At 42.2% G+C, this 12,363-nt stretch carries 11 protein-coding genes; 1 reads left to right on the top strand and 10 read right to left on the bottom strand.

Annotated elements, in window-relative coordinates:
* Positions 1 to 50: 50 nt before the first annotated feature.
* The 10 genes from BAU16_RS09365 to BAU16_RS09320 all read right to left on the bottom strand — a co-directional run bounded on the left by BAU16_RS09365 (position 51) and on the right by BAU16_RS09320 (position 11,674).
* Positions 51 to 1,832, bottom strand: coding sequence for an oligopeptide ABC transporter substrate-binding protein (locus tag BAU16_RS09365; protein ID WP_048603347.1), 1,782 nt, complete (start codon positions 1,830 to 1,832; stop codon positions 51 to 53).
* 21 nt (positions 1,833 to 1,853) lie between these two features.
* On the bottom strand, positions 1,854 to 2,771 hold the full coding sequence (locus BAU16_RS09360; protein WP_137604900.1) for an ABC transporter permease: 918 nt from the start codon (positions 2,769 to 2,771) through the stop codon (positions 1,854 to 1,856).
* Positions 2,772 to 2,786: 15 nt separating this feature from the next.
* Positions 2,787 to 3,743: an oligopeptide ABC transporter permease gene (gene opp4B, locus BAU16_RS09355; RefSeq protein WP_048603345.1), complete on the bottom strand. Its 957-nt coding sequence runs from the start codon at positions 3,741 to 3,743 to the stop codon at positions 2,787 to 2,789.
* 1 nt (position 3,744) lies between these two features.
* A complete protein-coding gene (locus tag BAU16_RS09350; protein WP_048603344.1) occupies positions 3,745 to 4,689 on the bottom strand; it encodes an ABC transporter ATP-binding protein in 945 nt (314 codons plus the stop codon).
* Positions 4,690 to 5,694, bottom strand: coding sequence for an ABC transporter ATP-binding protein (locus BAU16_RS09345; protein WP_137604901.1), 1,005 nt, complete (start codon positions 5,692 to 5,694; stop codon positions 4,690 to 4,692).
* A gap of 252 nt (positions 5,695 to 5,946) precedes the next feature.
* A complete protein-coding gene (gene acpP / locus BAU16_RS09340; RefSeq protein WP_048603399.1) occupies positions 5,947 to 6,189 on the bottom strand; it encodes an acyl carrier protein in 243 nt (80 codons plus the stop codon).
* A 132-nt stretch (positions 6,190 to 6,321) separates the two neighbouring features.
* Positions 6,322 to 7,323 carry a phosphate acyltransferase PlsX gene (gene plsX / locus BAU16_RS09335; RefSeq protein ID WP_048603398.1) on the bottom strand — a complete coding sequence of 334 codons (1,002 nt, stop codon included), beginning with the start codon at positions 7,321 to 7,323 and terminating at the stop codon, positions 6,322 to 6,324.
* A gap of 121 nt (positions 7,324 to 7,444) precedes the next feature.
* Complete coding sequence (gene recG, locus BAU16_RS09330) at positions 7,445 to 9,475, bottom strand: ATP-dependent DNA helicase RecG (protein ID WP_161526997.1); 2,031 nt, start codon at positions 9,473 to 9,475, stop codon at positions 7,445 to 7,447.
* A gap of 115 nt (positions 9,476 to 9,590) precedes the next feature.
* Positions 9,591 to 11,267 carry a DAK2 domain-containing protein gene (locus BAU16_RS09325; RefSeq protein ID WP_048603341.1) on the bottom strand — a complete coding sequence of 559 codons (1,677 nt, stop codon included), beginning with the start codon at positions 11,265 to 11,267 and terminating at the stop codon, positions 9,591 to 9,593.
* Positions 11,268 to 11,311: 44 nt separating this feature from the next.
* The gene (locus BAU16_RS09320; RefSeq protein ID WP_048603340.1) at positions 11,312 to 11,674 is read right to left on the bottom strand and encodes an Asp23/Gls24 family envelope stress response protein; all 363 of its coding nucleotides are present in this window, start codon (positions 11,672 to 11,674) and stop codon (positions 11,312 to 11,314) included.
* Between the two features lie 257 nt (positions 11,675 to 11,931).
* Between BAU16_RS09320 and rpmB the strand changes: the two genes are divergently transcribed.
* Positions 11,932 to 12,120, top strand: a complete 189-nt coding sequence (gene rpmB, locus BAU16_RS09315; protein ID WP_048603339.1) for a 50S ribosomal protein L28 — start codon at positions 11,932 to 11,934, stop codon at positions 12,118 to 12,120.
* Positions 12,121 to 12,363 lie beyond the last annotated feature (243 nt).

The raw sequence follows: 12,363 nt of genomic DNA, 5'->3' as shown, positions 1-12,363 counted from the left end.
ACACTATTTGACAAAGAGCCCTTATTTCTTATTTTTCAAAAAAATCAAAATTAACGATCTTCTGAAGTAACACCAACTGTTGCCCAAACATTGTAGTCGATGTCGTATGCCCAATCCCAACCAGTTACACGTTCTGAGATAGGTAATACTTCATTACGGTAAAGCGTTGGAATAACGAAGGCTTCATCAGAAGCGTATTCTTGCCATGCATCGAAAGCTTCTTTACGTTTGTCATCATCAAAGGAAGCTTTTGAATCGATTGCTTGCAATAATTTTGTGTTTTCTTCTGATTCGAAACGAGTGTAGTTGAAGGCTGAGTTAGGACCATATAATCCGGTTGGTGAAGGATCAGCTCCTGTACCCCAAGCACCTTGGTACACATCAATTTCAGGATCATCATTTTCTAATTTGTCGTAGAATGCTTGGAAGTCGATCAAACGGCCAGTCGTATATTCAACATCTAAACCGATTGCTTTCCATTGTTGTACATAGTAATCTGCTAATGGTTGTGCGGTTTCACCACCGGACATAGAAGCGAAGTTGATAGTTAATTTTTCGCCATCTTTGTTTTCACGGATTCCATCGTCATCAGTATCTTTGTAGCCAGCATCATCCAATAATTTGTTTGCTTTGTCCACATCTTGTGTATAGCCTTTTACTTTTGTATCATGCAAAGTACCAAATACTGGTGGGATTAGGGTTGTCGCATTGCTACGCAAACCGTTGTAGAACTTGTTACCCACAGCATCGTTGTCGATGGCATAACCCATTGCTTGGCGTAGAGATTTGTCAGCCATTTTTGAGTTTTCATCGTATTCAACTTTGTTTTCGTCAGCATTCCATTTACCTAATTTGAAACCAAGGTAAGTATAAGATTGTTCTGGACGACCTAAGATTTCGTAGCCTTCCACGTCTTTATACGTTGCATAAGCATCTGTTGGCATAGAAAGTGCGATATCGTATTGTTTTGATTTCAACGCTTCTACAATTGATGCAGATGGAACAGATTTAAAGACCATTTTTGAAAGTTTTGGTTTTTCGCCATAGTAATATTCATTTGGCGCAAATTCAACTGATTCGCCTTTTACAATGTTCTTCATGTAGTAAGGGCCAAAAGTAACTGGGTTCTTACGAACAGCATCACTTGATTCCATGTCTTTGACTGCAATACCTTCAAAGCTGTGTTTTGGTAACGCGTTACTCCAAACACCACCACCGGCTTGCATCATACCTGGATGCACTTCTTTATAAGTGATCGTTACTGTTTTGTCGTCGTCTTTTTTAATACCGGAAATTGTGTCAGCTTTCCCAGCGTGGTAATCTTCCATCCCTACGATATTCGTAAAGTTGGCATCGTAACGGATACCGGTATAGTCTTTGTCTCCAATTACTTCATAAGAGAAAATCACGTCATCTGCTGTCACATCTTCGCCATCTGACCATTTCAAATTGTCACGCAAAGTAATCGTTGCTGTATTGTTGTCTTGATCAAGTTTCAAGTTTGCGGCACCGCCGTCAACGATTTTGAAATCATTATCTGTTACAAATAATGATTCAACACTTGCTTGCATAAATTGATAATCATAGTTATCTTGATAGAATTCTTGTTGGAACAAACCTTGGAATTGCGTATCCATAACTACCGCTACATCCAATGTTCCGCCGTCGATTGCTTTTTTGTCATTTGATACTTTTAGAGGTAATTTGCTTGCATCCTCTGTTTCCGTCGCTGAATTTCCACCTGACGAATCTGTTCCCCCGTTACCGCCGCCACATGCTGCCAGTAAAGCAACAGATGCTAAAGCGATTACTCCAAAAATCTTTTTCTTCATCCTATATCCTCCTCTAATCTATTAACCTAGTCGTTGACGGGCATCCGCAGAGCGCTTGAATGCTTGTCCAACGTAATTAATGCTCAACATCAGTACCAAAATCAGTATCGATGCTGGCAACCAGATCCATTGTTTATTCACCAGTACGTCCCCGTTGCTGGCGAAGCTGATCAATGTTCCCAAACTTGGCACATTGGTCGGTAACCCGAAGCCCAAGAAGGTCAGGGTCGTTTCAATTCCGATATTCGCCGCAAAGTTCATGGTCAAGTTGGTAATGATCAATGAGCTCAAATTCGGCATGATTTCCCGGAACATGATTTTAAGATCCCCTGTTCCCATCGTTTTTGATGCAGAAACATAATCTCGACGACCTTCCGATAAGGTTTTACTGCGGAAGAGCCGGGCTTTTCCTACCCAATAAAAGGCACTCATGATCCAAATAAAGGACCAGACATTGTATCGAGGAATAATCGTTACAAAAACGATAATAATCAACATAATTGGTAGAATCATGACAAAATCTACGATTCGCATCAAAATATTGTCAATCATCCCACCATAGTAGCCAGAAATAATTCCCAGGCCAACACCGATAATCGAAGTAATGATTGTGATGGCAAAACCAATCAAAATCGAATTTCTTGCCCCGATGATCAATTGACCCCAGACATCCCGACCACCTTCATCAGCACCTAAGAAGAATTTTACGCCATCCATAGATACTGAACCAGGAGGAGCGTATTTATCTAAAATACTGACATACATAACCTTGTCTTGATCAATAATAATTGCCGCAATAAAAACGAAAAGCAATACGGCGATCAGTAAAATCAGCGAGAAAATCGCTAATCTATCTTTTAAAAATTCACGAACGATCATTTGAAATCCCATAGGTGGGATACTTTCTTGCTTCAATGCTTCTTCTTTTTTTTCAGCCATTTTCTTTCTCCCTCCCTATTGAATTCTGATCCGTGGATCGACGATACTCATGATGATATCTGATAATAGTGTACCGATCAGTGTTGCGATCCCTAAAATCAGCACCAAGGAGGTGATAACGGCGTAATCCCGTTGAGAGATACTATCGATAAATAATTTACCAACACCAGGATAAGCAAAGATTTGTTCAATAACGACTGATCCAGCAATTAGGGAAGTAATTTCATACCCCATTTGGGAAGCAATCGGTAAGGACGCATTTCTAAAAATGTGTCGAGAAAAGACTTTCTTTGTTGGTACCCCTTTTGATCGCGCTGTCCGTACAAAATCCAACGATTTCGAATCGATGACTTCGCTTCGCAGGTATTGGATCGTGACCGCGGTTCCTAAGAAAGCTTGTGTTAAGGAAGGTAAGACCAAATGATACGCCTTATTCCAAAAGGCCGCCATGCCAGTCAAACCAGCATTCACAGAGCCGCTGGTTGGGAACCAACCTAGACGATACCCAAAAACAAAAAGCATAATCAAAGCGAAGATAAACAATGGTACAGCGAAACTGAAAAAGTTGTAAACCACTACGACTTTATCCAACCAAGAATTTTGGTAACGACCAGCTAACATTCCCAGCGGTACAGCAATCAAGTAAGTAATGATGACTGTCAAAAGTGACAACCATAATGTATTTACGATCCGACCGGCTAATAAAGAAGCTACTGGCAATTTGTAGATAAAGCTGCGACCGAAGTCTCCTTGCAGTGCATTACCAATCCAACGGAAATATTGGGTGTACCATGGATCATTCAAACCAGCAGTTTCCCGTAATTGTGCAATAACTGCAGGGTCTTGGTTTGGATTGATCAACCCAGTAAACGGATCCCCAGGCATCATTTTTGCCAAAACAAAAATCAAAATACTCAAAATAATTACTTGAGGGATCATCAATAATAAACGACGCAGAATTGTTTTCCACATATTATTTTGCCCCCCCATCTTTTAATGCAACTTGGTGTGTGCCGGTCAATTTTCGCAAATCATAGACACGTCCCGTATTGTCATAATATTCCTTTTGACGTCGAATGTATTCTTCCTCTACCCGGCGGCGTTCATCTTTATGGGCTTCCCGGTTTGGTACATCGATTTGTGGAATAGCAGATAGTAGGCGTTTGGTATAAATGTGGCGCGGGTCATTATAAATATCTTCCCGACTGCCGATTTCAACGAAGCGGCCTTTATACATGATAGCGATATTGTCACACATGTGTTTGACAACACCCAAGTCATGGGAAATGAACAAATAGCTCAAGCCGTATTCTTGTTGGATTCGTTTCATAAAGTTCAAAACCTGTGCTTGAACGGATAAGTCCAAAGCAGAAACCGGTTCGTCAGCTACGATCAATTTCGGATTGGAAGCTACTGCTCGAGCAACTCCTAACCGTTGTCGTTGTCCGCCGGAAAATTCATGAGGATACTTGTACAACGCATCCCCGGGCATCCCAACGATGTCCAACAATTCCCGAACCCGTTTCTTTTCTTCTTGATCGCTCAAGCGTTCAAAGTTGCGTAATGGTTCGGCAATGATATCGATAACCCGTTTTTTAGGATTCAAACTGGACATAGAATCTTGGAAAATCATCTGTACATCTTTGTTGTAGTTCATTTTCCGGCGATTCGCCCGTTTGGTTACATCTTGTCCGTCAAAAATGATTTCGCCGCTGGTTACTTTTTCTAACCCGACGATGGCTTTTCCGGTAGTCGATTTTCCTGAACCAGATTCGCCAACTAAACCATATGTTTTTCCTTTTTCAATCACGAAGTCCACGCCGTCCACAGCATACACATAATCGGTTACTCGATTGAAGAAACCGCTACGAATCGGATAGTGGATTTTCAGATCTTTGATTGTAATTAATTCTGACATTTACACTTCTCCTTCGTCTCTAAAATGGAAATGCTGATAGCACGTGCAACGTACTAAATGATTAGGCGCCACTTCATGAAGGGTTGGATTTTCTTCATGGGCACTTTCCGGAATCCAAGAAATTCGAGGAGCAAAACGGCACCCGGTACGAAGCATATTTTTCAATGAAGGTACTACACCTTCGATAACGTGCAATTCATCATTTTCTGAGTCATCCTGTGGAATCGAGTTCAACAATGAACGAGTGTAAGGATGTTGCGGATTAGCAAATAATTCTTCTGCTGTTGCCACTTCAACAAATTGTCCAGCGTACATTACCGCCACCCGATCTGCCATCTCAGCCACGACCCCTAAGTCATGGGTGATCAGAATAATTCCTGATTGGGTTTCTTCCTGCAAATCTTTTAGCAAATCCAAAATTTGTGCTTGAATGGTTACGTCTAGTGCCGTCGTTGGTTCGTCTGCGATGATGATAGGTGGTTTGCAGGCGATGGCAATGGCGATGATTACCCGTTGCCGCATCCCGCCAGATAATTCATGGGGGTATTGACGACCCACACGAGCCGGATTTGGGATTCCTACTTGACCCAACAATTCTAATGCCCGTGCTTGACGCTGCTCAGCATTCATGTCGGTATGGTAAGACAACCCTTCCTTGATTTGGTCTTCAATTCGCATCAATGGGTTTAAGGCAGACAATGGATCTTGGAAAATCATTCCAATATCATTTCCGCGAATTTTATTATAAAGTGTCTCATTTAAGTTTGATAAGTTCAAATCTTTGTACAAAATTTCGCCGGTGATTTTGGTGTTGTTCGGATCATGGAGCCCCATGATGGTTGTAGCCAATGTACTTTTGCCACAACCGGATTCGCCTACGATCGCTAAAATCTCATTGCGGTCTAATGTAAACGAAACACCGTCTACTGCATCATAATACTCATCTTTAATACGAAAGCCTGTATGTAGGTTTTGAACTTCTAGCAATTGATTATCTCCTGACAATCGAATACCCCTCTCTGCTTCGGATGAAGTTTTTTACTGAAAAATGATTCAAAAAAAGCTGTCCGTTTTTTGCCCATTGGTTTCTTAACATTGTGTAATATTTTCTTAATAATTATATAGAATGAAACGGTATATTGCAAGTTTTATTATTTAAAAAGCAGAATTTTCAGAATACTTTCACTATATTTCCACACATGATTTGCGGGTAAAAAAAAACGCGCCTAATCAGAGCGTTCTAATTAGGCGAAATACTTAGGCTAAATGGCTTGCAATGTAGTCAACTGCTCCGCCAACAGTTTGGATTTGTTCAGCATCCTCATCAGAGATTTCGGTACCAAACTCATCTTCTAATTCTAATACAAACTCCATTACACTAATGGAATCCGCGTTCAAGTCATCTTTAATACTCATTTCATCGGTAACTTTATCCGCGTCGACCTCAAAATGATTGGCGATCACGACGGCTACTTTCTTAAATACTTCATCACGTGTCAATTGCATTCACCTCCACGCTTTTGACCAAAGTTGAAAAGTTAGCTAATACAGATTTTACGTCTTTCTGTTGCGTTTGTCTAGACTTTTTTGCAGTTTCATTACAAAAATGTCAGACTAGTTTCGAATAAACATTCATTTTTCGTCATTTTTTTCATAAAATTCAACCAATTGATTCACAACATCCGTTTCCAACATGGTGTGAATTTGGTGGATTGTATAGGCGACCGCTTCTGGTCCGGTAGCTCCGTGGGTCTTGATGACCGGTGCTTTTAAGCCAAACAAAACGGCACCGCCATGTTTGGAATAATCCAGTTCATTTTTTAGTCCCCGTAGTGAATCTTTCAATAAAACGGCACCTAATTTTCCTTTAACGCCGGCAGATAAAATCGATTCTTTTAATAATGCCATTAAATTCAGCGCTGTTCCTTCGATGGATTTCAACACGGCATTGCCGGTAAATCCATCCGTCACCACAACATCGGCTGCGCCGGTCAATAATTCCCGTGCTTCTACATTGCCGATAAAATGGATGCTTGGTTCGTTTTTCAACAAGTCAAAGGCGGCTTTCGTCAGCTCACTGCCTTTGGTTTCTTCCGTCCCATTGTTCAACAAACCCACTCTCGGCTCTTGGATTCCCCGAACATTTTTCGCATAGAAGGAACCTAAAATACCGTATTGCAGTAAATGTTCCGCTTTGTTTTCTGCATTGGCACCCAGATCCAGCATATCAAAGCCGGTCTCTTTGCCCATCACCGGCAGTGTCGACATCAAGCCGGGGCGTTCCACGCCTTTGATTCGTCCGACGATAAACAGCCCTGCTGCTAATAGCGCGCCTGTGTTGCCGGCAGAAAACACGGCATCCGCTTCTCCTTGTTTCACTGCTTGTGCTGCCAAAACCATCGAAGCATTTTTCTTTCTGCGGATTGCTTTTACTGGTTCATCATCACTGTTGATTTTTTCATCGGTATGGATGATCGTCACATTGGCGTGATCTGTCACGTATTTTGTTATTTCGCTTTCTTTTCCATAAAGTTGAAAGTGGATGTCTGGAAATTCTTTTTTCGCCAGCATGACCCCTTCAACGATTGCTTTGGGGGCATTGTCGCCGCCCATCGCATCAACCGCAATTCTCATCATAGGTATCGTTCCCCGCATTCTTAGGTTAAGTTTTATTTTTTCTCTGCCGATTTTCTGAGCAACAAAAAGCAAAAAAGCGGCGATTTTTTTTCATTCTTTTTTAGTATAGCATATTTTTTTAGTCGAAAAACTGGTTTTCTGCCGCTTGCTTTTCGAGGTAATCTGCCAGTGGTGCATAGTCTGGTAAGACCTGCCAATTCTGCTTTTTCCAAATTTCTTGGGCTTCTTGTCGGGCAACTTCCAAAATCGTTGCATCCGCCACGATATCTCCTGCCATAAATTGAGGCAAGCCGGATTGTCGAAAGCCGAATACTTCTCCGGGGCCTCGCAACTCCAGATCTTTTTCACTCAATAAAAAGCCGTTGTTGGTTTCTGTCATGATTTTCATTCGTTCGACACCCATCTCGTTTTTTGGATCAGCGACCAAAATGCAATAAGAAGCCTGCGCCCCACGTCCCACCCGGCCCCGTAATTGGTGCAGTTGGGCCAAACCAAAGCGATCCGCATCCATAATCAGCATGACGGTCGCATTCGGTACATTGACACCGACCTCAATCACGGTTGTAGAAACCAAAATCTGCGTGTCGTTGTTTTTGAAGGTTTCCATGATGGTTTCTTTTTCTTGGTTTTTCATTTTTCCATGAAGCAAATCCACCTGATAGTCCGGGGCAAAATACGCCTGCAAGCGTTCATAGATTTCCACAGCATTTTTGACGTCCAAGGATTCAGATTCTTCAATCAGCGGACAGATCACATACATTTGATGCCCCTGCTGCAATTCGCGAAAACTCCATTCTAAAACCGAATCCAATTGCGGCGGACGAATCCAGCGAGTCTCGATGGGAACTCGCCCTGCCGGCAATTCATCGATGATCGAAACGTCCATTTCTCCATATGCTGTGATTGCCAACGTTCGGGGAATCGGCGTCGCTGTCATAAACAACACATCAGGATGCAGCCCTTTTTCCCGCAAAACCCGCCGTTGGTTAACGCCAAAACGGTGCTGTTCGTCCGTGATGACTAAACCGAGGTAGGCAAAATTGACCCCTTCTTGGATCAACGCGTGGGTCCCAACAATAATATCAATCTCCCCATTTGCCAATTGTTCCAAAATCACCCGCCGCTCCTTTGCTTTAGTGGAACCTGTCAGCAAGGCTGTACGAATTTCTAGCGGATCAAAAAGTTGATTCAAACTTTCCATATGCTGCTGCGCCAAAATTTCAGTTGGCACCATCAATGCACCTTGAAATCCAGCCGTTACCGTCGCGTAAAGAGCAATGGCGGCGACCACGGTTTTGCCGCTGCCGACATCCCCTTGCAACAAGCGCTGCATGTGTCTTGGACTGCGCAAGTCACTGCAAATTTCATTGGTGACTCGTTTTTGGGCATTGGTCAATTCAAAAGGCAGTTTCTGGGTAAATTGCTTTAATCGTTGCACGTCGTATTGAATGGCGATTCCATTGACCTCTGCTTTTTCCTTTTGTTTCAACCCTTGAACCTTCAATTGAAATAAAAAGAATTCCTCAAAGATCACTCGTCGTTTAGCCTGATGGTTTTCTTCAGGATTTTCCGGAAAATGCATCGCAAACATCGCCTGTTTTCGATCGATCAAGCGATATTTTTCCCGCAAAGACAAAGGTAGGTTTTCTTCGATTTCCTCACCAAATTGTGTAAAAGCCTGACGAATCAATTCGATCAAAGTTCGTTGTTTGATTTTCTTATTCACGTGATAAATCGGCGCAAAATCTCCCTGACTTTGACTGCCAAGAATTTTCATTCCTGTCAACGCTTGGCGTTTGGCATCCCATTTGCCATAAACAGCCAGCTCTTCTCCCATAATCGCTTTGTCCTTCAAATACGGCTGATTGAAAAAAGAAACATTGAACACGCCATGATCCTGCATCATCCGAAACTGCAGGCGGGATTTTTTATAGCCGAAACGGTTGAGTACTGGCGGAGAAACGACAACACCTTTGATGGTCACCTTTTCCTGATCTTGAATCTCCTGCAAGTCCCGTTCTTGAATGTCTTCATACCGAAACGGGTAATAGCTCATTAAATCCTCGACGGTCAAAATTCCCAGTTCCGCCAAATCCTGTGCTCTTTTTTCTCCGACTCCCTTTAAAAACTGAACTGCGGTCGTTACCATCCAACTCCTCCTTCCCGATGATTTCTCTCTTTGCAAAAAAACAGGATGGTCCATAACTTATAAGTGAAGTTATGGCTCATCCTGTCAGAATCATGTAAAAAACTGCTGATCCGTCTTATTCTGCGGCAAAAAGATAAGGATATACAGGTTGATTTCCCGGATGGATCTCAACTTCCAATTCTTCATGTGCTTCTTGTAATGCGGCGCCTAATTTTTCGGCATCGTCTTGTGTAGCATCATCACCAAAAATAATCGTAACGATTTCGGTTTCATCTGAAATCATTTGATTCAAAGTGGTCAAAGCAGTCGTTGACTGATCTGGATCAGAAACGACGATCTTACCGTCGATCATTCCCAAAAAGTCTCCTTCTGTGATCGTCACTCCATCGATGGCGGTGTTACGAATCGCATGGGTAACGGAGCCACTGACAACATTTGCCAAGGCATCGCTCATCGTAGTTTTGTTTTCTTCCAGTGTTGCTTGGTCATTAAAGGACAGCATTGCCGTCATCCCTTGTGGAATCGTCCGACTTGGAATTACCGCAACAGGGACCTCTGCGACTTCTGCCGCCTGATCTGCTGCCATAAAGATATTTTTATTATTCGGTAAAATGATAACCTGTTCTGCATTGACTTTATTAATCGCAGTTAAAATATCTTCCGTACTTGGGTTCATCGTTTGACCGCCGCTGATAATATAATTAGCGCCCAGGCTCTTGAACAATTCGCTCACGCCTTCACCGGCTGCGATTGCGATGATTCCATAAGGAACCCGAGGTGCTTCTGCAAATTCTTGAACCTGTTCGTCATGTTCCAAAATCGTTTCGTGTTGTAAACGCATATTATCGACTTTGACTTTGACTAATGAACCAAATTTTTGCCCGTAATTCATCACTTCGCCGGGATGCTCTGTATGCACGTGGACTTTGATGATTTCATCATCGTTGACGACAAGCAAAGAATCGCCGATTTCATTTAGATAATTACGGAAAGTTTCATAATCAAAAGTACTGTCGACAGTTGGTCCTTCACCGATATTTACCATGATTTCGGTACAATAACCGAATTTGATGTCTTCTGTTGCTAATTGTCCTTGGACGCTGCGGTGATGCTCGGCATTTACCATTTCATCCATGGCAGCTGGGGAAGGTTCAAATGTTTCATCTGCTTGATACTCTCCTGTCAAAGCAGCCAAAAAGCCTTCATAAATATAAATCAGTCCTTGACCGCCGCTGTCTACTACGCCGACTTCTTTTAAGACCGGCAATAAATCCGGCGTTTTTGCCAAGGCGCGTTTGCCTCCGCGTAAAACCGCCGTCATCACTTCGATACAATCATCACTTTCGCTGGCTTTGCGTTCACCGTATTCCGCCGCCACTCGGGCAACCGTTAAAATCGTTCCCTCAACCGGCTTCATGACAGCTTTATAGGCAGTTTCTACGCCATGACTAAAGGCTTGCGCTAATTCTTGTGGGTTTAATGTCGTGACGTCAGGGATTTGTTTTGAAAATCCGCGAAACAATTGCGACAGGATAACACCGGAATTTCCTCGCGCCCCCATCAATAGTCCTTTAGATAAAACCGTCGCTAAATCGCCGACTTTTTCAGAAGCGGAATCTGCGACCGCTTTGGCACCGCTGGTCATCGATAAATTCATATTCGTTCCAGTGTCCCCATCAGGAACCGGGAATACATTCAACGAGTTGACATACTCCGCATTTGCTTGCAGACGATTGGCACCAGCCTGGACCATTTCTTGAAATTGACTCGCGCTGATATTCGTTACTTTCACTGATAATCCTCCTTCGAATCGCTGTAGTTACACAGCATCGCTGCCTAATCAGGCAGTACACGTACACCTTGAACAAACACATTTACTGAATTGGCGGCAACGCCCAGCATTGTTTCAAGATTATATTTGACTTTTTCTTGGACATTTCGCGAAACTTCCGAAATTTTTGTCCCATAGCTTACGATTGTGTAAACATCCACCGCAATGCCGTTTTCTTCTTGACGTACAACGACGCCCCGTGAATAATTTTCTTTTCTTAAAATCTCATTGATGTTATCTTTGATTTGATTTTTGCTTGCCATCCCTACGATACCAAATACATCGGTTGCTGCACCGCCGACGACAGTTGCGATCACTTCATTTGTAATTTCGATAGTTCCTGATGCCGTTTTAATTTTTACAGCCATGATAAGCCTCCTTAACAGGCAATTTTGCCTATTTTCTACTACAATAGTTTATCATAGCTGACCCTTAAATAAAAGAAGGATCTACAGAAACAAAAACAGGCGCACCCTTTCACAACGTTGTATAATTTACATGGTTTGCAGGAAAAAGTCAATGTTTCACAGAAAATAAGCTTGCAAAATTACTGCGTTTATGGTAAATTCGTTTAGTATGAGCCAAATAAGCGCTCCAAGATCAAGGCAAAGGAGGAAATAGTCACATGGCAAAGGTTTGCTACTTTACAGGTCGTAAAACAACAAGTGGAAACAACCGCTCTCACGCAATGAACTCAACAAAGCGTACCGTAAAACCTAATTTACAAAAAGTACGTGTTCTTATTGACGGAAAACCTAAAAAAGTTTGGGTGTCAGCTCGTGCTTTGAAATCAGGAAAAGTTGAGCGCGTTTAATCACACAACTACTCAAACCGTTCGTTCATCGAGCGGTTTTTTGTTTTCTCAAAAATCAAAACAAGGCGGCCTCTTTGAAAAGGATCGCCTTGTTTTTTTCTTAAATTTTCTATGTGCCGCTTCAACAAAAGCGAGGAAATATGTTCTTTTACATCTAATAAAAAACTACATTATTGATAACAAGGTGTCAATACCATAACGACAATTTATCTGATATTGTTTATATTTTACCAAATAAATTAA

Source organism: Enterococcus sp. JM9B (assembly GCF_009933265.1).
Lineage (GTDB): Bacteria > Bacillota > Bacilli > Lactobacillales > Enterococcaceae > Enterococcus_C > Enterococcus_C songbeiensis.
Note: the sequence above shows the minus strand (reverse complement) of the source record. Positions and strands in the feature narration are given on the sequence as shown.